The following is a 23,446-nucleotide window of genomic DNA, read 5'->3' on the forward strand; positions in this document are numbered from 1 at the left end:
TCCTCTATTTTTCAAAAGATAAATTTAATAGCGGACTTGATTTGGTTCTAATCCTGATAAGTGACGACCAAAATTCTCAAGAGTGATAACTGGCGACAATGAACGATGTGAATGCAAAGTAATGAAATCGCGAATTAAACGTTGCATCGGATTGCCATCATATACAAACCCTGATCCACCGATGGATAAAAGTTCTTGCATCGCTTCGTTCAATAGACGATTACTATAACCGATATCGGCAAGTATCTTTAGACGTTCTGATTTTGGCATGATTGTTAGCTTATTCGCCCATTCATCAATGCTCTTTGCTATATTCATTAAATAGATTTCGGCAGTTTCTACCTTTAATGTTGCTTCGGCAAGGATGCTATGAGTACTTGCTGCATCCTTAATCATTTTGACGCCCATATGTTGCGCGGTTCGATAAGGTAAACTTTGATGGAACAAACGTAGCATTTCTTGCATCACACCTAATCCCGGTAATGCTAAAGATAATATGAGACAAGGGAATAATGCCGAACTATATAGTGGATTATCTCGCAGATGTTCCGATTGGAAATGTCCATCCAATACATTGACAAAAGACGTACACCGATGTTCCGGTATGAATACATTCTTCATGTGAACCGCGTTACTGCCCGTACCACGTAATCCAAGAGTGAACCAATCATCTTCCACTTCTAACTCTTCAAATGGCAATGTCATCAAAAGTTGCTCTTGAATATTTCCGAGATCATCTTTTAAATACATGCCGAAGTAACCCCAAGTAGCATGCAGTGAGCCCGAACAGAACATCCAATGCCCTTCTTCCACTATGTAACCGCCTTCAACTTTCTTAACAGTACATGAACGGGGCTCATACACTCCTGCAAACAACACGTCATCCGGATCCCCACTGAAAATTTCCAGATGTGTTTTTTCACTGAAGGATTCAGCAACCATCATTTCACGAATCGCACATAAAGAAGCAACCCAACCTGAAGAAGCGCATGCTTTTGATATTTCTAAAATAACTTGGCTATAAGTTTGGATATTAACTTCTAACCCACCATACCTGGCTGGACGCAGCATCTTGAAAATGCCATGATCTTTTAATTGTTGGATTGTAGAGTTTGGAATGCGACGGAGAGTTTCAGTTTCCTTTACTCGATCGCGAATATCGTTAGCTATTTGCTTAGCATTATGAATCGTTTCTAATTCTTTTTCATTCAAGGTGATTGTCATATATCCAACTCCTTTGCTTAATTAATATTTAATATATCAAACTGCTAGCTATTAAACTTTAGTGAAATGTCTTGAATTTTCATGATGAATTCTAATAAAAACTGCTTAATTTTATTTATTTGCATTTCTCCTAGAAAGTTATTAACCCAATCATCTGGGAAATCAACCTAATTAACGGTATTGGAAAACCGAAAAAACAGTTTCAAACTACATGGGTTATAATTCCTATAAAGTTTACATTTTCCATTTATTTCTGTTAGAATGTTTTTTGTAAGCGCTTTATTTTTTGTAGATCCGTAAACTTATGGGGGGATTCTATGATGGCAAATTCAGGATATGTCGATAAAGAATTATTTTCAACATCAGGTACATTTGGTCTACTACGCAAAGAGTTGATTGAATATCTCGGCTTGGAATATGCTAAAGTCTTTTTAAGACGTTATGGCTGGAATATCGGTGTCGTTCATGCAAAAGAAGTCGAACAGAGACCACTTAGTTTACGTGAAAAATTAGATTGTGCCTCTGGTTATCATTTGAATTCTGGCCAGATTACTGATGTTATATCTGATAGAATTTTAGAACTTAATCCTGACGATACGGTTAAATATATGTATGCAAAGGGAATCTGGATCAATTCTTATGAAATATATGAACATACGAATCATTTTGGCAAAAGTGATTCGTGTATTTGTCATACCCTAGCAGGGTATGCAAGTGGTTATACTTCCTATTTAACCAAGAGAGAAATTTATATTGTTGAAATTACTTGTAGAGCTAAAGGTGATGATGACTGCGCTTTTGAAATGAGAATGATAGAACATTGGGATGAAAAAACGAAGGAAGAATTACAAAAAACACATCAAGCACCAATGATTGATGTGTTGAATCAAACCTATGAACAACTTTTTCTCGAAAAAAAACAAACCGAAAAAGTTTCTTCTTTCCATAACGATTTAACAATTGGCATTTCTCAGGGAATGACAATTGAACAAATATTAGATACAATTCATGAAAATTTAAACGTTCCTGTCATTATTCAAGATTTAAATTTTAATACACTTCATTCCATTGGAATGACAGAACCAGAATTAGAAGCTGTAGCTACTGATTTTGCTAATCAAATGCCGCAGACTAAATCAGGGAAGATCTTAATGAAACACATTGAACCTTTACATTCAATTCAAATTGATTGCACAGAACACATTCGCTTAATCAGTCCAATAACGGTTCAAAAACAAATCATTGGCTATATTTCTTTTCTTTACTCATGTGAAGAAGGACCACGAAAGGATGAAATGAACTTTTTACAACGATCAGCTACTGGGATAGCCTTATGTTATTTAAATGAAAAATCAAGCTTAGAAGCTATAGAAAATATGAAGGCTTATTTTTTTGAGCAACTATTACAGAAGCAATATATATCGAAAAGTAACATGATATCTCGCAGTTATTTGTTGCAAATCGATTTAAACGAAGACTTCTATATTGGAAATTTACGCATTACAAAAAAAGGAATCATCATTAAGGATTCCACCTTGATGAATAAAATTATTCAATCCTTTACAACCTATTTGGAAATGCACCAAGTTCAAATTTTCATTACGGAGTTTCAACAAGAAATCACTTTTTTGTTTCCAAAGAAAGAAAAGACACATGAACTTCTAACAAATATTTTAAAACATTTACATCGAACATTTAAAAGTTATGAATTTCGTGCTGGTTTAAGTCGTTCCCTTCATACCATCGAAGATATACCTGAAGCCAATCAACAGGCAATGACATCATTAAATATCGATAAGAAATCCAACCTTATTTACTATGAAAATACGAGTATTATGGGATCCATCATTAATCCCGTCAATATGAATACAATTATCCAACTTGCAGAAAAAGAACTCTCACCCATTCTTGCATTAAAGGCACATAAAAAGGATGAATTTTTAAAGACGCTCTATGCATTTTTAAACAACAACGGCAACTTACAACAGACCATGCTTGATTTAAACTTATCAATGAGTGGGCTGGTCTATCGAATACAAAAAATTGAAGAAATGCTCAATAAAGATTTAAGAAGTTCTACTCATTCATTTGAACTTATGCTACTTTTGAAATCCCTAATTATCTTAGGAAAAATTGAAATGGATTGACCTAAAACAAATATATTTTATTGAATTCACCATCAAATCAAATTATTTCCGACATTAAAAGTTATAGTTTTATATAAAAAAGGCTCTCTTGTTTTTTGATTATTCTGAATAAATAAGTGATTTTTTCGTAAAATGGCTCTACTTTTGATTAAAAACCATCGATATTGTATGTGAGATTCTATGCTATCATCTTGAGTAACTATTAAGAAGGAAGTCACATTCAGTATCTAAGCCATTGCACGGCATTTATTTAAAATTGAATAAAAAATTTGGGGGTCTTTATTTATGGCAAAGACAAAAAACGTTACTTTTTTAAAGTTTTTAATCGTTCTAATCGCATTCCAGGATGTTGCCGCAGGTGTAGCAGGTTCCATTATGGCCGATCTTATCGTGGCCTTTCCTGAATTTCCCCCTTCCGTCGTGATGCTCATTGCTACAATCCCTGGTTTTTTTCAGATTTTCCCTTCCTTGTTCTATGGGAAATTAGCGAATGCGTTTTCAAAAAGGACCCTTCTTTTTACCGGACTCCTCCTGTTCATTATTGGGGGAATTATGCCATTCTTCATAGATAATCTATTTATAATAATTGCATTCCGCGGTTTATTGGGTCTTGGTGTCGGCATTACACTACCATTATCCATTGATATCATATCAAGCTTCTTTAATGGTCGTGAAAGAGATACTTTAATTGGTCTTGGCACATCAACTGTTGCTTGTATTGGTGCAGTATTCTTTCAAGTGGCTGGTGGTATGCTTGCTGATGCCTACAGCTGGCAATTCGGATTCTTAGTCTATCTTTTTCCTATTTGGATTTTGGCGATTACATTCTTATATTTACCAGAGCCCAACAGGCTACAAGTGGAGAATGCCTCTCTTAAAGAAATTCTATTTTCAGCTTCTAAAACCGTTTATGGCTTTACACTAGGACAAGTTTTTTATACAGCCTTGGTATTCGGCTATGTGACGAACATTTCGATCATTATTCAAGCCGAAAAACTAGGTAGCGCAACAGAAGCGGGCCTAGCTATTTCATTATTCACTCTAGGTACATTATTAGTTGGCTTCTTCTTCGGACGACTTCGCCAACTTTGGCCAAACTTCAATATTCCTTTCGGCATTATATTGACTGCAGCTGGAATCCTGTGGTGTTTCTATGCTAAAGACTTAACATTCATATTCATGGCCAGTTTAGTTGGGGGGATGGGCTTAGGAGTCGTGATTCCTGGTGTATTATCACGTATTTCGGATCTTTCAAATATAGCCAAGGGCATATCTTTCGTTGGATTTGCAGCTGCCGCACAAGGACTTGGCGCTATCATTAGCCCTTTCATGTATCAACTAACTTTACATTCATTTGGACAAGTAGGTGGTCGTTTTACACTATTTCTTGCTGCCATTGGTTTATTGGCACTAGCCATTATTTGGTTGGTGATAACATCACTCTCTAAAAAAGGATCCGTCCAAACAGAATACGAGCCTTCTAATTCAACAGACGTCATCTAATAAAAATAATTCAGTAGGTTAATAATTTACCGGGTTATTTCTTGCAGATTTATTTATCAAATTTTCACACTGACAATACTTGATCAATTATTGGTATACAGGAGCCTCTAAATATGAAGACCTGATTGAGCTGATTTTTCCGTGAATGTTAAATATTACTTTGTATTTGAAAAACATGTCAAGACCAAATTTCATTTTTAAATTTAATTTCACTCTAGATTTCAATAAATCTTATTCTAGTACCATGTAAAGCTTAACCATTACAATAAGTGTAAGAACTTTAAGGAGGATATTAATATGGGCATAAAATTATTACGTTTTGAATATGAATCTCAAGTACATTGGGGTGTTTTAGAAGAAGCCATTCGAATCATTGAACATGAGGCCGAATCATTAAACAAATTATTAACTAACGGGTATGAAGCCATTCAACATGCAAAAACAGATGGAAAAATCGTTACTAATGAAGAAATCACTTTACTTTCACCAGTCACTGAAGATGCTAATATCTTTTGTCAAGGAACCAACTACAGCGTACACCGCGAAGAAGCAGGTTTTACAAAACAAAAGCCTCCGTACAATTTATTGTTCACAAAAGCGTCTAGCACATTAACATCCGCAACGGCTGATATACTCTTTCCTGCACATGTGAAATTATTGGACTATGAGATTGAGCTTGGTCTGATCATAAATAAAGACATCACAGAACAAACCACGATTACAGGGGATAATCTGAAAAACTACATTGCTGGCCTTGTTATCGCCAATGATATGTCTGCACGAGACGTGCAAATTGTAGAACAACAATGGTTCAAAGGAAAAAGCTATCGAGGTTTTTGTCCAGTAGGGCCGTACATTTATTTATTAGAAGAAGATGAGATTCAATACCTAGATCAACTTGTTCTTCACTTAGAAGTAAACGGGGAAACCCGCCAACATGTAATAACGGATCAATTACTTTTCAAACCAACAGAAACATTAAGTGAAATGTCCGAAATCTTCAATTTGAAAACAGGAGACCTCGTGCTTACAGGAACGCCCGGTGGCGTATGCTTACGTCTAAATGCTGATATCATCCAATATATTTCTGATAATGCAATCCCTCATGAAGAGAAAATCTCTTATTTTATCGATACGCAAAAAGACAATGGATACTTGCAAGATGGCGATGTTTTACGTCTTTCCATCAAAAGCACAGACAATGTAATGGACTTAGGCATGCAAGAAAATAAAATTTCACATGCCATACCTGTAAAATAAAGGGCTGATTCTACGATTCAAGTTTTCTGGCTAGATTAATATTTCCATGTGTGAATTTACCTGCCAACCTATTCCTACCATGAAGATTGTTGGCTAGGATAAAGGTAACGACAGTTTGCTATCAGTTGAAAAATGGACAATGGATAGATCAAATAAGTTACCACTTAAAAACTTAATTTTCAACCATCTTAATAAAGCGTTATAAGAGCAAATTACTTTATATTCACGGAACTAAAATAACTCCCTTTTCAATTAGTTGCCTTTAAATAAATTAGTTGTCCCACCGTGTTAGAAAATAATCTAACTCAGTGGGACATGATTTTTTTATACTTTTAATCTATCTATTGTGAGGAAACCCTATTTTCCAAAATTCCAATCCCATCAATTTGTATTTTTACTACATCCCCTTCTTTTAGGAACACTTGAGGTTCTCTAGAAACTCCAACCCCACCCGGAGTACCTGTTAGCACAATATCCCCAGGTTCCAAAGTCATTAATCCAGATAAGAAGGCCACTAATTTTGGTATTGTGAAAACAAGATTTTTGGTGTTTGATCGTTGACGTTCTTCTCCATTTACTGAAAGTGAAATGCCAAGACTCGATGGATCCTTTAATTCATCCGGTGTTACCAACCATGGTCCCATTGGCGCAGTGCCATCAACAGACTTTCCCTGTAACCATTGCAATGTCCTTTTCTGGATATCTCTATAGGTAATATCATTTGCAATCATATAACCAGCCACATAATTAAGAGCATCTTCTTCAGGTACATTCTTTGCCTCTTTCCCTATAACGAACGCCAATTCGGCTTCATAGTCTAATTGTTCTGAAAAAGAATAATGCGGTATAGCTTCTTCTGGCCCTATGATTGTATTGGAAAATTTAGCAAATACCACTGGGTGTGAAGGAAGTTCACGTCCCATTTCCTCGATATGTTCTCGATAGTTATGGCCAACACACATTATTTTACCCGGTTTAGACAAAGGTGCTTCTATTTTCACTTTATCTCGGGTATACACCATTTTCCGATTGAAAGCGGATGGCTTTTCAATTGCATATTTCAAGGCTACCTTTGCCATTTCAATACTTTCCATTCCGCCTTGTAAAAATGGTTCCATTTTGGGTGGAATAAATGCTTCTGCGATTTCTTTATAGCGGTACTTTCCTTCACTTTGCAAAAGAGCCTGATACGCGTAATTTAAATCGACAACTTGATTACCTTCTACCATTGCTCCAATTCTAGTATAACCATTTACTGTATAAGTAACTAATTTCATAATATTCTCCTTTATTTTATCAATCCTTTATAGTGTTATAGGTTCATATGACCCATCATTTAAACACACTCATAAATTTTCATTAGCGGCTAAAGCGATGTTTGTATTGACAACCCTAGCTTTTCTTCTTAACATCATAACACCTAAAAGAATAGCGATAGCCTGGATAGCTAATACACCAAGGAACACAGCATAATAGGAACCAGTTATATCATACACAAATCCAAAAATTGTTGTTCCAACAGCAATGGCTAATGTAGAGGCTGCCATGATAATGGAATAGATAAAAGCATAATCTCTGTCTCCAAAAACGGATTTGATCATGAATGGCGGTAAAAGGGTACTAGTGGAATAACCAATACCAAAAGTAAGTCCTCCAATATATAGAGAAATACCACCTAAACTCCCACTAAATAAAATAAGCATGATTCCTGTCATACCAGAACCGATTCCAACGAAATTCGTAATCTTTATACCTGATTTATCTTTTAACCATCCTAATAGGAACTTTCCGGATGTTTGTCCAATCATGACAAACGTAACGACCGTTGCAGCTAATGTAGTGGATAATCCTTCGGACATGAGGTGATTAGGAATATGAAAACTTACGGTTACCACTAGACCTAATAGACCTGTAAAAATAAATAGACCGTAAAAGGAAACTGATTTAATTGCCTGATTGAATGGAATTCCTATCTCTTCAACAACCTTTTTGTTGGGTGTAACTTCATTAAGTTCCGATCCATATGCAGTCATATTCTTTTCTTTTGGATTTTTTCGGATTATAAAAATCGTAAAAGGAAGGGTGATGACAGCAACTAGCAACCCAAGTACCATATATGAGCTTCTCCATCCAATTGTTTCAATTAGATACCCGGCAATAGGAGCAAAGATAGCTCCTCCTATACCCATAAATGTCATGGAAAGCCCAAGAACAGTTCCCATTTTGACTTTAAACCAGTTGTTAATAATCAATGGTACTGCCGCATAAATTAGGAAGGAGTTGCTTATACCAAGAAATACACCAGAAACGTAAAATTGGTAAACAGATGTAAAGGTCCCCATTAACCCAAATGCAAGGGCATCCGTTAGTGCAGCTACTGATAATATCAGGCGTATATCAAACTTGGAAAAAATTTTTCCTGCAAAAGGAAGAGTGATGGTTATCACTAAATACATAAGTGTTGTATAAAAAACAATATCAGCTGTACCAACGCCCAATTCAGTACTCACAGATTTATAAAACAATCCAGCACAACTAACAATAATTCCGACGCTGCCTGCATAAATAGCACAGCAGGCAACTGCTATCCACCATGCATAGTGAAATTTCTCACCTTTTTTGGACACTATAATCCCAACTCCTTCTATAAATCTTTATTTAGCGGGTAATCAGTAGATGGTAAGCGGACTCGATACCTTTCCATTGTTTTTTGCATGTATCCTGCTTTAATTATTGAATGGTGAACCCGCCATCAATTGGTACAGCGGCACCACTCATGAATTTCGCTTCATCCGATGCTAAAAATACGGCTAAATCAGCCACTTGTTCCACTTGTCCGAATATACGTGTTGGTACTAAATCCTTGGGAATTCCAGTTAATATATCTTTAACCAAAGGTGTTTCGATGGTTCCTGGACAAATGGCATTAACTTTAATGCCATAACGTGCATATTCAGAAGATAAATGCTTGGTATACCCATATACTCCATGCTTAGTAGCGGTATAAGCAGCTCCACCTTTACCTGCAACCAAACCAGCAACAGAAGCAATATTTACGATAGAACCAGTACCACGCTCAATCATGCTAGGTAAAACAGCATTCGAGAATTCGAATACACTTGTTAAGTTAATATTTAAGAAGAGGTTCCATTGATCTAATGTCGTATCTAATGATTTAGCATATTTATCAAATACACCTGCATTATTTACTAAGACATCAACTGGACCGAAAGTGTCTTCTGTTACTTTGACACAATTTTGGATATCCTCGGTTTTCATAACGTTCACAGATACAGCGATAGCTTCTCCGCCAAACGCTTTAATTTCTTTAGCAACAGCTTTTGCCCCTTCTAAATTCAAGTCAGCTACAACTACTTTTGCGCCTTCTTTTGCAAAACGGATAGCTTCTCCTTGCCCCATACCGGATGCTGCTCCTGTAATGATCGCTACTTTGTCTTTTAATCTCATAATGGAATCCTCCAGATTTAGAAGTACTTGAATTATTTATTAGTACTTGACGAAGGTATAGCAACAATATTAAATTCTCTTATTTCTCAGAAGCCTTTATTTACAGGTTCATATGCTTGGCTATAATCTCTTTTTGAATTTCATCTGTACCTCCACCTATTCTCATGAGTCGTGAATCACGCCATTCCCGAGAAATCGGATATTCATCCATGTATCCATAACCACCATGAATCTGCAGTGCTTGATCAGCCGTACGAAAATAAACTTGGGATGCAAACAGTTTGGTCATGGATATTTCTTTAGGTAATACTATCCCTTTATCATAGGAAGCTGCTGTTTGGTAAAGAAGAGCACGCGCTGCCCCCACTTCGGTTTGCATATCTGCTAAATAATGACGTATAACCTGTTTCTTTGATATAGGCTTACCAAACTGTTCACGCTCTTGTACATATTGAGTTGCCAAATCCAAACAACGTTGAGCACCAGCAACACAAGCAGTTGCCTGAATCAATCTTTCCCCGTCTAGTTGCCACATTAGTTGTTTAAAACCATTCCCTTCGAACCCAAGCAAAGCGTTATCCGGAACAAAGACGTTTTCAAAGAAGATTTCAGTTGTATCTGAGGCACGCATCCCCACTTTCTTTAACTTTTGACCAACTGTATACCCGTCAAGATCACTATCAACCAAGAAAATACTAAACCCATTCATACCAGCATCAGGGTCAGTTTTTGCTATAAGGATTAAGAAATCTGCCCGTTGTCCATTCGTAATAAATACCTTTGAACCATTGATAAGCCAGCCACCATTAACCTTATTGGCTATGGTTTTTAGTCCAGCTACATCAGATCCTGCCGATGGCTCCGTTATGCCCAACCCAGCAATTTTTTCTCCTTTAATGGCCGGGATTAAATAGTTTTCCAAATGATATTCAGTTCCATATTTTAAGATTGGATTTGTTGCCATAAGGGATTGTACATTAAAAGCCATACCAAGCCCCCCTGAACCAGAAGCAACTATTTCTTCAGTTACAGCCATAGCAGCAAAATAATCCATATTGCTACCACCGTATTCCTCAGGATAACAAACACCGAACAAGCCCATTTCCCCCATTTTCTTAAAAATCTCATTTGGAAATCCACTTTCTTCCCATTCTTCTACATAAGGAACAATCTCATTTTGTACAAAACGTCGCACTGTTTTTCTCAAATCACTATGCTTTTCCATTACTAAATTTGTCATTTTCCCCAACACCCCTTGATTCCAAATTTTTTAAGGCTTCATTTTTCACTAGGAGAGGCTTTGTATCAACGCCCCGTCCAAACAGGATCTCTTTTTTCTTTAAATGCCGACATTCCTTCCTGATAATCTTCCGTTCTGCTTAATAAGACAACTTGATCCCGCAAATATGTCAATGAGTTTTCATAATTCATATCTTGAATCATATACATTGATTCTCTTCCATTACTTAGAGCTATTGGATTTTTAGTTGCCAATTTTTCTGCCATGCTGTATACTTTTTCTTCAAATTCTTCCTCGGAAAATATATCATTAATTAGTCCAATTTCCTTTGCCTTTTCTGGCTTTATACGTTCTCCGGTATACATCAGTTCTAAAGTATTTTTGTAACCGATGTTTTGCACCAAAGGAGCACTGATCATCATTCCCCATAAACCTACGTTTATTTCTGGTACTCCAAATTGAGCAGATTCCTTAGCATAAGCAAGATCACATGAAACGGCCAATCCCAGTCCTCCAGCCAACGCGTATCCATTGACGGCAGCAATTACAGGTTTGCTCAAATTCCGTAGGGCAAGTAAACAATCCCTATATTTAGTAACATGCTGCTTAAATTCAATGACGCTATCTTTACTATTATTATCCATACCTCCAAGATCTGCACCGGAACAAAAGGACTTTTCACCTGCCCCTGTTAAAACTACCACTCTTATTTGGGGATCATTTGATAGCTCCTCACAAACGTTTACGAATTCCAGCATCATTTCCCCGGAAAGCGCATTATGTACCTGAGGTCGATTCAATATTACAGTAGCGACTCCGTTAGAAATTTTCAAAATGATGTTGTCATTTCCAGCCATAGAACCATACCTCCATTAACCCAATTTGAGTAGATTGGTATTCTTGGAAACATCTCCTTTTCCCAAGAAACATGTTATTTCTTCTATTTATGAGTTAAATTTCTCTCAATGAAATTTGTTGTTGTATTTCCCAATTTAAATTCAGGATGAGTTATAATCTTTTGCAGCAGAGGAATATTCGTTTTAATCCCTTCTACTTTATAGTCATCTAACGCATGAACTAAAGCCACAACCGCTTCTGCCCTATCTTTTCCTGTAACGATTAATTTTGCAATCATCGGATCATAAAATGGTGTGACCGTAGACCCTTTTTCTACTGATAATTCATGACGAATATTTTCGCCGTTTGGGATATTAAATTCAGTGATTTTTCCTGGAGATGGGAAGGACGTTTTAGGATCCTCAGCATAAATTCTCACTTCAATGGCATGACCGCTTAACTGAATGTCCGCTTGACTGAAAGCAAGTGATTCTCCATATGCAATTTTGATTTGTTGCTCTACTAAATCAAGGCCAGTAATTTCTTCAGTAATGGGATGTTCAACTTGTAATCTAGTATTCATTTCCAAAAAATAATAGTCTTTTTCTTCATTCATTATGAATTCAACTGTTCCTGCATTACTATAACCAATGGCTTTGGCTGCTTTAACAGCTGTTTCACCCATTCTTTTTCTGGTTGAATCATCAATAAATGTGGAGGGTGCCTCCTCTACTACTTTTTGGTGACGTCTTTGAATTGAACATTCTCTTTCTCCGAGAAAAATGGTATTCCCTTCATTATCAGCCAGAATTTGAATTTCAATATGCCGAGGATTTTGCACCAGTTTCTCAAGAAACATAGCACCGTCGCCAAAGAAATCCGTTGCTCTTTTTTTATTCCCACTGAATGCCTTCCGTAGCTCTTCCTCATTATGGATTACTTGCATTCCAATTCCACCGCCCCCGGCAGAAGCTTTAAGCATCAATGGGTAACCAATTTGATTGGCTGTGGTCGCTGCCTCTTCTAAATCCAATAACGGTGTGCTATTACCAGGAACAATCGGCACTCCTGCCGCTTCCATTGATTTTCTTGCTTCTATTTTACTTCCCATTTTTGAAATCACTTCTGGAGAGGGACCGATAAAAACTATCCCATTTTCCTGACACACTTTAGAAAAGTTTGAATTTTCTGATAACAAACCATATCCCGGATGAATCGCTTCAACCTGTGCCTCTTTCGCTACTTCAATTATTTTATTAACATTTAGGTAGCTTTCATTAACACGTGACCCGCCTACCAAATAGCTCTCATCAGCTAGTTTGACATGTAGGGATTCTGCGTCAGCTTCTGAGTAAATGGCTACAGTTGCTATTCCCATGGATTTACAGGTTCTTATAATACGTGCGGATATTTCACCACGGTTAGCTATTAAGATTTTCTTGAACAAATTTTCACCTTCTTTATTGAATTTGTGTATATACAATTATTTTAATTTAATAATGAGATCTCCATCATTGACGAAGTCACCCTCATTGATAACAATTTCTTCAACCACTCCAGCGCTTTCAACTGTAATTGGGATTTCCATTTTCATCGATTCTAAAATAACAACCTCTTGACCCTCACTGACCTTATCTCCAACCCCTACAACAACTTTCCATACGTTTCCTGCCATATTTGTCAAAACTTCCATTTATAACACCTCATTTAATTTTTTTAAATTGCTAGCGGATTTTTCTTGTTCAGTACTATACCATTCTTTTAACTTAAGCTTTTGCACCTTCCCAGTGGATGTCAACGGGAGTTCATCATGACGAATAATTTTGATATACTTCGGGACCTTGAATCTAGCAAGGCGATTGAAAACGTATTCAAAAATTTCTTCTTCATTTAATGAAACATCAAGCTCAGGCACGATCCAGGCCTGCCCCACTTCACCCATTATTGGGTCTGGCACACCAATAACATAAGCTTGATTAACCTTTATATGACTCGTAAGTACATCCTCTATCTCTTTAGGTGCCACATTTTCTGCGCCTATTCGATAGATTTCTTTAATCCGTCCCGTTAAAGAGACATACCCGTCTTTATTCATTACAGCTAAATCCCCTGTACTAAACCAACCATCACTATCTATTGAATCTTCTGTTTCCTTACTATTTTTATAATACCCTTCCGTAACCAGCGGGCCTTTACAAACCAATTCCCCCTCATTTTCGTAAGGCAAAAACTCACTTGAACTTATATCTCTAATCCTAAATTGAATATTATTCCCATCCAGGCTACTAAGGCCGATATGACCGCCAGGAATTGTCCGTCCAACATACTTAGGAAGGTATGAAAGATCATCATTTGGATCAGTCTGTAACACTCCAGCCGCACACTCTGTCATACCATAGCCTGTGATTAATTCTTCAAGGCCTAACACTGTTTTTAAGTCTTTCCACATTTTTTGCGATACCTCAGCACCGGCACAATACATTGCTTCTAAGCTTGTTAGGTTGCGTGCTTTTTTCCGTTGTGCTTCAAGCAACTTCAAACCAATCGTTGGTACACATATGATATCGTCTGCTTTATATTCCTCCATTAAATCCAAGGCTTGATTTTCATCAAAATTGACTTGGATAATCACCGCTCCTCCTACCATACTTGCTGAAATAATACCCTCAATATAACCAAAGCAATGATAAAAAGGAATCGGCACGAAAATCTTCCGTCCTTCTTGAAAACCTCTATTAATACAACTGCCAAAAGCACTTCGCCAAATCATATCATGTGTAGTAAGTGACCCTTTTGGTAAGGAGGTCGTTCCGGATGTATATAAAATATCTGTCATGACACTTATAGTGTCCTTCGGTAGATTGCTAACTACCTTTTCTGCCTGATCTTCTTCTGTCGAATATAGTAATTCATAGAAATCCGTAGTTCCTGGATACTTTTTTCCACGAGGTGAAAAAATGATTATGTTTCTCAGATTTGGAAAAGTCCTTGATTTCTTCCCCTCAAACACTTCTGGACATAATTCCTCTAGGATTGAAACAAAGTTTACATCATTCCACTCATCCAAAGTTATAATAAAAGATGAATCCGACTGGCTTATTAAATATTTAAGTTCTTCATTTTTCAAACGATAATTTAATGGAACTGCAACACCATTGGCAGCCAAAACTCCAAATTTTGAAACGACAAATTCCGGATAGTTTGGGAATATCAAAGCGACATGTTCACGTTGCTTTAATCCAAGGTTAATTAGCCCAGATGCAAATTGTTTGCTACTATCTTTCACATTCGAATATGTCCATGTTTTTTGCTGACTAATTATAAATTCGTTATCTTTATACTTCTCAGCCATTCGAAAAAAGAAGTCATGTATAGGTTCTGGAACCCATTTTTTACTTTTTTCCTCAAATTCTCGTCTTCTATCTTCAAGGGATATCAATTTTTATCTAAACCTCCTTTGATCTTGTTTAATATTTTTCCTAGCCTCTTCTCACGACTGTTTTCCTTTCAGCGATTCCCTCTAAGGTATCTCTATTCTCAGAATAAAGTTCAAAGCGCTGTATTAGATCATTTCTCAATCGATCACCTGGTACTACATCGTCAATAAATAACTCGGAGGCTGGACTCCATACATTGATATCGTTGTTATATTTCTCCCGTTGCTCTATTATGAATCTTTGACGTTCTTCAGGATCTTCAATTGATTGAATTTTATTAAAGTACATGGCATTAACAGCTGCCTCTGGCCCCATTACCGCAGGTTGCGCTTGCGGAAGTGCTATACACGCATCAGGTTGCATCGACGCACCCGACATTACTACATACCCAGCACCATATGCCTTTCTAATAATTACCGATATCCGAGGCACAGTCGCATTCGCAACCGTCGATAACATTCTTGCACCTCTGCGAATGATTGCTTGTTTCTCCACTTTACTGCCAACCATGAATCCAGGTAAATCGACCAAAAATAGTAAGGGAATATTATAAGCATCACATAAGGACACAAAGTGAGCAGCTTTTTCTGCTGATTCAGGGAAAATGACCCCGCCTTTTACTTTGGACTGATTGGCTACAATTCCGACCGCCCTTCCCCCTAACCTACAAAATCCGGTAATCAACTCTTTCGCAAAAAGTTTTTTAAACTCAAAGAAGGAGTCAGCATCTACGATTCGTTCAATTACCGCATGCATGTCCATTGGAATACGTTGATTTGCTGGTACAAGTTCTTCAATCTCTTTTCCCGGAACCGGCTCAACGGATTCCTTTAGAGGAACTTTCTCCGTCCAATTTTGAGGCATGAAATTTAAATAATTACTTGCCGCATCTAAGGCATCCTGCTCATTGTCAACAAGCATATCCCCCAATCCGCTTATCTGGTTATGCATTCGGGCTCCGCCCATTTCCTCCATTGTCACTTTTTCTCCGGTGGCCATTTCCGCCATCCGTGGAGAACCTAGATAAACGCTTGCGTTTTTATCCACCATGACAACAAAGTCACATAAAGCAGGAAGATAGGCACTACCTGCAGGCGAAGAACCAAATACAAGCGCAACTTGTGGAACTACACCTGATATTCTTGCCGTATTATAAAAGATTTTACCGGCATGTCGGCGATCTATAAATGTATCAAATTGTTCATTCAATCTAGCACCAGCTGAATCTATCATGTAGATTAAAGGGATTTTTCTCTTTTCCGCTAATTCCTGCATGCGCATGATTTTTTCAATTGTCTTAACTCCCCATGTACCAGCCTTTACCGTTAAATCATTAGCGATAATGGCAACGGACCGACCATTTATTTTAGCAACAAGTGTAACTACTGCATCTCCAGGTAAAAACTGTTCATCCTTATCACGTGCAAATATTCCATTTTCAATGTCGATACTGTCCTCATCGACTAAGTATCGGATTCTATCACGGACAAACATCTTTCCCTGCTCTTTTAACTTGCTATAGTAGGGACGATTGGCTGATGTTTTTATATTTTCTAATTTTTCATATACTAAACTATCTATTTTACCCATATTATGATTACTCCTTTTTGTCACTTTTTTAACAAAATAGTTGAACTGCCAATAGACTTGGTGCTTACAAAATGAATTGTTGATTGAATAAATCATTTTAGTAAGCGGTTACAATGTGTTCTTGCAAAATCGTATAAAGTTGCCGAAACCAGGTGAAGATATCTTTACTATTTATTACTGACTTAAAAGTTAACTATGAGAAGGCTGACGGTAGGCAGCTAAACTTCCTCCTTGAGCCACTTTACTAGGAAGTTGGCGACCTAAAATCCGTTCTGCCTCACGCGTCACTTCCAAAAGTTTCTCCAAATCGACCCCAGTTTCAATACCTAGTTCATGACACATGTGAACTAAATCCTCTGTAGCGATGTTACCTGCTGCTCCACTAAACCCACCAAATGGGCATCCTCCCAATCCTCCTACTGAAGCATCAAAGTTTCTGACACCCATCTTTAACGCCACATATGCGTTCGTCAATCCCATCCCCCGTGTATCATGTAGATGTAGAATGATGTCTTTTTGTGGCCATCTATCTTGGACCTGACCCACAAGATACTCGGTAGAAACGGGATTTGCCCATCCTACTGTATCACCCAGAAGGATGCGATCAGGGTTAATCCCCTGAGCGTTTGCCTTTTCTATGGTTCGCGTAATCAAATCAAGTACATGTTGCGAGTCTACATCTCCCTCATAGTTACAACCAAAGGCAGTCATGACAGCGATTGTGCTTACTGGAATATTAAACTCGCGTAAGGTGGAAATCCGATTGTCCATTTCAACAAAGGTCTCTTCGATTGATCGATTTGTGTTCTTTCTGGAAAATGTCTCACTCGCAATTACACTAATGACGCCTTCCAAGTCAAATTTCCCTGTCGCCTGAGCTCTCTCAATACCCTTTGAGTTCAGGTATACACACTGGTACTCTGTACCTGGATGCCTTTTAAAGCCCGATGCGATCAATTCAGCGTCTGCCATTTCAGGAACCCACTTCGGACTCACAAATGAAGTGACTTCAATCACAGGAAAGTGACACTCAGAGAGCATATCAACCAGCCGAATCTTATCCTCAGTCGCTACTGGTGTTTTTTCAACTTGCATTCCTTCCCGAGGTCCTACTTCGCGTATCATTACTTTTTTAGGAAATGCCATTCTTACCCCTCCGATGTAATATTGTCATTCCAATAATAAAATCCACCATTAATCCTCTAGATTGGTAACAATATTTTTTGGATTACGAGCTGTTACAAATTCGATAGTATTGGTATCGCTTACATTACGTTCAATGTGCGGCAAAAACGGAGGTACACGAAGAAAGTCTCCAGAACTTAATTCTTCAAAGTCTTCATAACCTTCACCATATAAGAGACGTGTTGTACCACTAATAATGAACCCAGCTGTTTCAGCTATACCGTGGTGATGAGCCCCTGAATCCTTTGCAGGTGCACCCGTTACGCGTCCAATCCAAAGATTCGGCGATTGAACCCCGGTTCTTCTTGGCATGTTTTGAGTTTGATTAGTCGAATCATCTAAATCTGATGCTCTTACCACCAAAACCTCCTCTTTATCCAAACCTTCAGGAATATCAACTTTCTCACTTCTTTCCATATGCACTATCTGGTGAGATGGCACCATAGCAGTGATAAAGTCAAGTGTTTGGTTACTACTTGAATTTTGAAAAATATATGGTTGATATGGTGGAATGTAAATAAAGTCCCCCTCGTTAAGAATCACAGATTTTTCAAATTCCTTGCCATAATGAACAGTAGCCTTCCCTTGGAACACATAGTGTACAGTCTCAGATTGTTTATGATGCTGTGCACCAGATTCAGCACTAGGATCAGCCACGACACGCCCCATCCAGATTTTTTCTCCATCAACCCCAGTATTCCAAGATATATTCGAATTTTCTGTTTCTTTTGGCGTCAAGTTATCCTTTTTTGCTACCTCAATTCGAGTATTTACAATCACTCTTATAACCTCCTTGTTATTTATAATCCCAATTATAGCATTTTTTGTTATAAATACAAATATTTTGTGAATTTTCTAAAAATATTAATCTAATTTCTTCTATCCACATCTTGTATATATTCTTTTCGTTATTATTCAGTGCACAAACTATTCCTAACAAACAATTCATTTATACCCTTGGATGTTCTAAATATCTAATGAACAATACAAATGGATATACGTTACAGCTATAGACTGTCGCTAGTACCCCGGAGTATTGAAGGCTAACAGAACATGGATGAAGTCTTATCAAAGAATCATTTTAAATAATTAACCAATAATGTATAATTTATGTTATATATTTAAAACACTAAGGTTATAAGAGAAAAGGAGTTTAACAATGGAATTATTACAGTTAAGATATTTTCAAATAGCTGCTAAATATCAACATATGACAAAAGCAGCTGCTAATCTTAATATCTCTCAACCTGCGTTAAGTAAGACAATTGCTCGTCTTGAAGCAGAACTAGGCGTATCTTTGTTTTACAGAAAAGGAAAGAGTATACATCTTAACGACTTCGGAAAAGTCTTCCTAGAACGAGTGAATGGTATGTTTCTTGAAGTAAATGAAGGGATAAGTCAAATTAATGACATGAGTAGCCTGGAAAATGGGAAAATTAAATTAGCTATGACTCTTCCTCATATAACGCCTATGTTTTTAAGTGAATTTTTAAACAAGCATCCCAATGTTAAAATAAATCATAATCAAGCTTCATCGTCAGAAATGCAGTCCAAACTAGAAAAAGCTGAATTAGACATCTGTATTTCTACTAGTCGGATTGACAGTTCTAATATTGAATGGATCCCGTTAATTGATGAAGAAATATTCTTATCTGTTCCTTTAAACCATCGATTGGCCAACCGGAAATCGATTGACCTTGAGGAAGTTGCAGAGGAAAAATTCATTGGACTACAGCAGGGATATGGCTTTAGAGATATTACCGACCAATTTTGCAAGGAGGCTGGTTTCACCCCTAATACAACTGTTGAATTAGAAGAATCCTGGGCTGTACAAAAATTAGTTGAATTAGGTAACGGGATTGCTTTTATTCCGAGTCTTTCTATACTTAGGGATTCAGCTCCAAATACTCATCGAATAAAAATTACCAATCCTGATTGTAAAAGAACAATAGGTATGGCTTGGAATAAGAATCATTACTTATCACAAGCGGCTATCGAGTTTCGTGAATTTACAATGACCTTTTTCAAAAATATTGTTAACTCATATTATTTGTAGAAATTCCATTTACCTAATTAATGAAATGTACGTAACTTTTTCTTTTAATCTTCATTGTAGTGAAAAGGAAAGATGATATACCTGTCTTCTCTTTTCACTCTGCTATTAAAGAATGACCATTAACAAAAAAATATGAGTTTATAACTTATTAAGCCCTTTTACTAAAAGTGTATATATACTTCACCACTTCAATATATATTGATATTCCATCTAAATCCCTATCTCGCCGAATCTTCGCTACGAATAATTCCGCATTTAAAACTAATCTCATTTAATCTCATTTAATCTTTTTTATATTCTTGAAAATAACGATGACAATGGGCAACGAATGCCTCCGAAATTTTTGTAGGGAATAAATATCGATGCTTTAATAAGCCAATGGTACGGGTAAACTTCTTATTTTCAATTTTCAAGTGCTTAAGTTTACTTTCATATAAATTAACAGCTGTTTCAGGTGTAAAGGCTGCACCATGTCCATTTTTCACAAGCTGTAAAATGGTTGTTGCTTCTTCCACTTCAACTTGATAAGTCGGTGTATATCCTATTGATTTACAAAATCTGTCGGTAAATTGACGAAAGGTGTACTTATTGGTTAAACCGATAAAAGGTAGTTCGTCAAATTCCAACAAATTAATTGTTCCTTCTTTCTTCTCTTTATATGATTTTGGTACAGTTAGAAAAATTTCCTCTTCAAATAATGGGACCCATTCTACATTTGGATGTTCGATTTGCTCAGTGGTAATACATACATCATATTTTCCATTTTCCGTGAATTGTTGTAAATTTTCTTTTGATAACGGTACTTGTTGATATTTAACATTGGAATAATTATTGAAAAACTGATCTAAGATATTCGTGAAAGTATATGGTAATGTCGTCACAATCGACAAGTTCCCACTTCCCTCGCCTCGTCTTTCTTCTAATCCACGCTCTAAATGATGTACCTCAGAGAAAACGCGCTCCGCACGTTTGAATAAAAACCTTCCATTTTCATTTAATGAAATGCGCTTGCCACTACGGAAAAACAAATCCATCCCTAACTCTGCTTCAAGATTAGTGATCGCCTTACTTAACGCTGGTTGCGAAATCGATAGTTCTTTAGCTGCAAGTGACACGTTTTCTAATTGTGCGGTTGTATAAAAGTATCGCAACTTTACTAGGTCCATAATTTTCCTCCTACCCTTAATAACCTGAAGTTATAAGGAAATAGTTAATTGGTATTTTTCATTATATCAAAATACGTTTAAAATGTAATTGTCACTGATATATGAACAAATTGTGAACAAAAAATATATGGGGGTTTTCAATATGAGATTAAAAGACAAAGTAGCGATCATTACAGGAGCAGCATCCGGTATGGGGCAAGGAGAAGCTATCCGTTTTGCAAAAGAAGGCGCAAAAGTAGTTGTAGCTGACTTGAATTTAGAAGGGGCAAAAGCTGTTGCTGAAGAAATTAAAGCGTTTGGCGGAGAAGCTATCGCTGTATCTGTGAACGTTATGAAAACCGAGGATATCCAAAATTGTGTCAAAGTAACAGAAGACACTTTCGGTCCAGTTGATGTCTTAGTAAATAATGCAGGTGTATTTGATAAATATGCTAAATCATTAGATACGACATTAGATCAATGGAACTTCTTCTTAAATATTAACTTAACAAGTGTATTCGAATTCTCGAATGCTGTTTTACCTAGCATGATTGAGCGTGGTACTGGTTCCATCGTAAATATTGCTTCTGTTGCTGGTTTGGTTGCAGGTAAAGGTGGAGCTGCTTATACCGCTACTAAGCATGGAGTAATTGGGTATACCAAGCATTTATCTTCTGAATATGCACGCCATGGCATTAAAATTAACGCTATTTGCCCAGGAACCATCGAAACACCTTTAGTTAAGGATGTTTTAGCTGGAATTCCAAAAGATTTAGTACCGACTCGTACATTTGGTCAAGTAGAAGAAGTCGCTGATTTAGCTGTATTTTTAGCATCAGATGAAGCGAAATTCATAAGTGGTGCCGCTGTACCAATCGATGGCGGATTTACCATTCAATAAATATACAAATTTTTAACTGCTTAATTTATAAAATAATACAAAGTGGAGAAGCAACGTGCTTGTTTCTCCACTTTTACGAGGTGACATCATGAAAAAACAAGGGAAAATCCACTATGCTTGGTGGATTATGGTGGCAAGTGCTGCAATTTACGCCGCAAGTGTCGGAATTATCGTAAGCTGTGCAGGTTTACTATACCGTGCAGTAGCAGAAGATCTTCAAGTTGGGGTTTCTGAAATTAGCTTGTATACATCGTTAATGTATTTAACTGTCACCATTTTATTACCATTTGCAGGAAAGATATTGAACAAGTTTGACATCCGCTATATTTTGACGATTGCTGGTATTATAAATGCACTAGCATTTGGATTAATGGGTACCTATCATTCTGTCTTCCCTTTCTATATTTCAGGGATTGCATTAGGAATTGGTAGTACATTCTTAATTTACGGGTCCATTCCTTTAATCATGAATAACTGGTTTAAAGCAAAAGTTGGTACCTCTTTAGGTTTTGCTATGGCATTCATGGGGGTTGGCGGTGCGGTCTTCGCTCAAATCACCGGTGCCTTGATTGAATCGATTGGCTGGCGCTCCACATATATGACATTAGGTGTTATTGTAGCCATTCTTATTTTACCATTCTCTCTATTCGTTATTCGTTCAAAACCAGAACAACTAAATATGACTGCTTATGGTGCCGATGAAGTCGACACCGATACTACTAATACGCAACAAAAACCTGAATCAGGTGTCTTGAAAGGTGTTGCAATGAAATCCCCAGCATTCTATTTGGTTGTTTTATTCACAGGGCTTTTCGGACTGGCTTCAACCGTTAGCTTCCATGTACCAAACTTTGTACAATCCGTAGGCTTTAGTGCTACAATGGCTGCTACAGGTGTAACTTGTGTAACGATTGGTCAAACAGGTGGTAAATTCCTGCTTGGTGCCATAAACGATAAAATGGGAATTAAAGTAGCTCTATGTGTTGGTATTGGCGGGGGTATGCTAGGTGTTGTCGCACTACTTATTTCTGATTCATTCGGAATTGGTATGCTATATACTGGTGCCTTACTATTTGGTATAGGATTCTCAGGGTCTACCTTACTTCCTCCAGTCGTGATTCGCGAAGTATTCGGCGGGCGAGACTACGCATCCATTTATACAACGATCATGTCAGCCTCTACATTAGGTGTGGCATTCGGTACAACATTATTCAGTTACATTTTTGATTCAACAGGTTCTTACTATACTGTATTCATTATTGTTATTGTCCTCTTTATCATTACGATTTCTTCAAGTTTAATTTCTTTAAAATGGAAGAAAAAATTAAATTTTAACTAATGAAAAAGCCTACAAGATCCTATAAAGTGTACCCTGTGTAAAGGACATTTTAAAAAAGCCTAAGCAATTTTTAAAAGATGATCTCTGTATTGAACAGGGGTCATCTTTTTTAGG

Annotated in this window: 19 protein-coding genes; 6 read left to right on the plus strand and 13 right to left on the minus strand. The window is 37.0% G+C overall.

Features of this window, described 5'->3' with window-relative positions:
• Nucleotides 1-24 precede the first annotated feature (24 nt).
• Nucleotides 25-1,224 (minus strand): acyl-CoA dehydrogenase family protein, encoded by a 1,200-nt coding sequence (locus ACIQXR_RS13805; RefSeq protein WP_402872375.1) that lies wholly within the window; start codon nucleotides 1,222-1,224, stop codon nucleotides 25-27.
• A gap of 320 nt (nucleotides 1,225-1,544) precedes the next feature.
• Here ACIQXR_RS13805 and ACIQXR_RS13810 point away from each other — a divergent pair, with 320 nt between their 5' ends.
• The 3 genes from ACIQXR_RS13810 (at nucleotide 1,545) to ACIQXR_RS13820 (ending at nucleotide 6,134) form a co-directional block, all read left to right on the plus strand.
• Complete coding sequence (locus ACIQXR_RS13810; protein WP_402872373.1) at nucleotides 1,545-3,371, plus strand: helix-turn-helix domain-containing protein; 1,827 nt, start codon at nucleotides 1,545-1,547, stop codon at nucleotides 3,369-3,371.
• Between the two features lie 285 nt (nucleotides 3,372-3,656).
• On the plus strand, nucleotides 3,657-4,874 hold the full coding sequence (locus tag ACIQXR_RS13815) for an MFS transporter (protein ID WP_402872370.1): 1,218 nt from the start codon (nucleotides 3,657-3,659) through the stop codon (nucleotides 4,872-4,874).
• A gap of 297 nt (nucleotides 4,875-5,171) precedes the next feature.
• Complete coding sequence (locus tag ACIQXR_RS13820) at nucleotides 5,172-6,134, plus strand: fumarylacetoacetate hydrolase family protein (protein WP_402872368.1); 963 nt, start codon at nucleotides 5,172-5,174, stop codon at nucleotides 6,132-6,134.
• Nucleotides 6,135-6,475: 341 nt separating this feature from the next.
• Here ACIQXR_RS13820 and ACIQXR_RS13825 read toward each other — a convergent pair whose 3' ends face one another.
• From ACIQXR_RS13825 to ACIQXR_RS13875, 11 genes are all read right to left on the minus strand, one after another.
• On the minus strand, nucleotides 6,476-7,411 hold the full coding sequence (locus tag ACIQXR_RS13825) for a fumarylacetoacetate hydrolase family protein (RefSeq protein ID WP_402872365.1): 936 nt from the start codon (nucleotides 7,409-7,411) through the stop codon (nucleotides 6,476-6,478).
• A 69-nt stretch (nucleotides 7,412-7,480) separates the two neighbouring features.
• Complete coding sequence (locus ACIQXR_RS13830; protein ID WP_402872362.1) at nucleotides 7,481-8,761, minus strand: MFS transporter; 1,281 nt, start codon at nucleotides 8,759-8,761, stop codon at nucleotides 7,481-7,483.
• 103 nt (nucleotides 8,762-8,864) lie between these two features.
• The gene (locus tag ACIQXR_RS13835; protein WP_402872360.1) at nucleotides 8,865-9,602 is read right to left on the minus strand and encodes an SDR family NAD(P)-dependent oxidoreductase; all 738 of its coding nucleotides are present in this window, start codon (nucleotides 9,600-9,602) and stop codon (nucleotides 8,865-8,867) included.
• Between the two features lie 100 nt (nucleotides 9,603-9,702).
• Nucleotides 9,703-10,842: an acyl-CoA dehydrogenase family protein gene (locus tag ACIQXR_RS13840; RefSeq protein ID WP_402872357.1), complete on the minus strand. Its 1,140-nt coding sequence runs from the start codon at nucleotides 10,840-10,842 to the stop codon at nucleotides 9,703-9,705.
• Nucleotides 10,843-10,907: 65 nt separating this feature from the next.
• Entirely contained in the window at nucleotides 10,908-11,699 is a 792-nt protein-coding gene (locus ACIQXR_RS13845; RefSeq protein WP_402872355.1) for an enoyl-CoA hydratase/isomerase family protein, read from the minus strand.
• Between the two features lie 83 nt (nucleotides 11,700-11,782).
• Complete coding sequence (locus ACIQXR_RS13850) at nucleotides 11,783-13,126, minus strand: acetyl-CoA carboxylase biotin carboxylase subunit (RefSeq protein ID WP_402872353.1); 1,344 nt, start codon at nucleotides 13,124-13,126, stop codon at nucleotides 11,783-11,785.
• A gap of 36 nt (nucleotides 13,127-13,162) precedes the next feature.
• A complete protein-coding gene (locus tag ACIQXR_RS13855; RefSeq protein ID WP_402872350.1) occupies nucleotides 13,163-13,372 on the minus strand; it encodes an acetyl-CoA carboxylase biotin carboxyl carrier protein subunit in 210 nt (69 codons plus the stop codon).
• Nucleotides 13,373-15,118 carry a class I adenylate-forming enzyme family protein gene (locus ACIQXR_RS13860; protein ID WP_402872348.1) on the minus strand — a complete coding sequence of 582 codons (1,746 nt, stop codon included), beginning with the start codon at nucleotides 15,116-15,118 and terminating at the stop codon, nucleotides 13,373-13,375.
• A gap of 40 nt (nucleotides 15,119-15,158) precedes the next feature.
• Entirely contained in the window at nucleotides 15,159-16,802 is a 1,644-nt protein-coding gene (locus ACIQXR_RS13865) for an acyl-CoA carboxylase subunit beta (protein WP_402872346.1), read from the minus strand.
• A 93-nt stretch (nucleotides 16,803-16,895) separates the two neighbouring features.
• Nucleotides 16,896-17,852: a hydroxymethylglutaryl-CoA lyase gene (locus ACIQXR_RS13870; protein WP_402872343.1), complete on the minus strand. Its 957-nt coding sequence runs from the start codon at nucleotides 17,850-17,852 to the stop codon at nucleotides 16,896-16,898.
• Between the two features lie 48 nt (nucleotides 17,853-17,900).
• Nucleotides 17,901-18,671 carry a cupin domain-containing protein gene (locus tag ACIQXR_RS13875; protein WP_402872340.1) on the minus strand — a complete coding sequence of 257 codons (771 nt, stop codon included), beginning with the start codon at nucleotides 18,669-18,671 and terminating at the stop codon, nucleotides 17,901-17,903.
• A 379-nt stretch (nucleotides 18,672-19,050) separates the two neighbouring features.
• Here ACIQXR_RS13875 and ACIQXR_RS13880 point away from each other — a divergent pair, with 379 nt between their 5' ends.
• On the plus strand, nucleotides 19,051-19,947 hold the full coding sequence (locus ACIQXR_RS13880; RefSeq protein WP_402872337.1) for a LysR family transcriptional regulator: 897 nt from the start codon (nucleotides 19,051-19,053) through the stop codon (nucleotides 19,945-19,947).
• 281 nt (nucleotides 19,948-20,228) lie between these two features.
• Here ACIQXR_RS13880 and ACIQXR_RS13885 read toward each other — a convergent pair whose 3' ends face one another.
• Nucleotides 20,229-21,113: a LysR family transcriptional regulator gene (locus tag ACIQXR_RS13885; protein WP_402872334.1), complete on the minus strand. Its 885-nt coding sequence runs from the start codon at nucleotides 21,111-21,113 to the stop codon at nucleotides 20,229-20,231.
• Nucleotides 21,114-21,255: 142 nt separating this feature from the next.
• On the opposite strand from ACIQXR_RS13885, the gene ACIQXR_RS13890 reads away from it, so the two are divergent.
• Nucleotides 21,256-21,993: an SDR family NAD(P)-dependent oxidoreductase gene (locus ACIQXR_RS13890; protein ID WP_402872331.1), complete on the plus strand. Its 738-nt coding sequence runs from the start codon at nucleotides 21,256-21,258 to the stop codon at nucleotides 21,991-21,993.
• A 55-nt stretch (nucleotides 21,994-22,048) separates the two neighbouring features.
• Nucleotides 22,049-23,332 carry an MFS transporter gene (locus ACIQXR_RS13895; protein ID WP_402872328.1) on the plus strand — a complete coding sequence of 428 codons (1,284 nt, stop codon included), beginning with the start codon at nucleotides 22,049-22,051 and terminating at the stop codon, nucleotides 23,330-23,332.
• The last annotated feature ends 114 nt before the right edge of the window (nucleotides 23,333-23,446 follow it).

Origin of the sequence: Peribacillus sp. NPDC097224, from assembly GCF_044761985.1 — a bacterium.
In the GTDB taxonomy this organism is placed as follows: Bacteria; Bacillota; Bacilli; order Bacillales; family DSM-1321; genus Peribacillus.

Excerpts from the sequence above, each read along its gene's own strand:
- ACIQXR_RS13870 (WP_402872343.1), bottom strand. The coding sequence starts at position 17,852 with ATGGCATTTCCTAAAAAAGTAATGATACGCGAAGTAGGACCTCGGGAA.
- ACIQXR_RS13865 (WP_402872346.1), bottom strand. The coding sequence starts at position 16,802 with ATGATTTATTCAATCAACAATTCATTTTGTAAGCACCAAGTCTATTGG.
- ACIQXR_RS13835 (WP_402872360.1), bottom strand. The coding sequence starts at position 9,602 with ATGAGATTAAAAGACAAAGTAGCGATCATTACAGGAGCAGCATCCGGT.
- ACIQXR_RS13855 (WP_402872350.1), bottom strand. The coding sequence starts at position 13,372 with ATGGAAGTTTTGACAAATATGGCAGGAAACGTATGGAAAGTTGTTGTA.
- ACIQXR_RS13885 (WP_402872334.1), bottom strand. The coding sequence starts at position 21,113 with ATGGACCTAGTAAAGTTGCGATACTTTTATACAACCGCACAATTAGAA.
- ACIQXR_RS13890 (WP_402872331.1), top strand. The coding sequence starts at position 21,256 with ATGAGATTAAAAGACAAAGTAGCGATCATTACAGGAGCAGCATCCGGT.
- ACIQXR_RS13840 (WP_402872357.1), bottom strand. The coding sequence starts at position 10,842 with ATGACAAATTTAGTAATGGAAAAGCATAGTGATTTGAGAAAAACAGTG.
- ACIQXR_RS13820 (WP_402872368.1), top strand. The coding sequence starts at position 5,172 with ATGGGCATAAAATTATTACGTTTTGAATATGAATCTCAAGTACATTGG.
- ACIQXR_RS13810 (WP_402872373.1), top strand. The coding sequence starts at position 1,545 with ATGGCAAATTCAGGATATGTCGATAAAGAATTATTTTCAACATCAGGT.
- ACIQXR_RS13805 (WP_402872375.1), bottom strand. The coding sequence starts at position 1,224 with ATGACAATCACCTTGAATGAAAAAGAATTAGAAACGATTCATAATGCT.
- ACIQXR_RS13815 (WP_402872370.1), top strand. The coding sequence starts at position 3,657 with ATGGCAAAGACAAAAAACGTTACTTTTTTAAAGTTTTTAATCGTTCTA.
- ACIQXR_RS13880 (WP_402872337.1), top strand. The coding sequence starts at position 19,051 with ATGGAATTATTACAGTTAAGATATTTTCAAATAGCTGCTAAATATCAA.
- ACIQXR_RS13825 (WP_402872365.1), bottom strand. The coding sequence starts at position 7,411 with ATGAAATTAGTTACTTATACAGTAAATGGTTATACTAGAATTGGAGCA.
- ACIQXR_RS13845 (WP_402872355.1), bottom strand. The coding sequence starts at position 11,699 with ATGGCTGGAAATGACAACATCATTTTGAAAATTTCTAACGGAGTCGCT.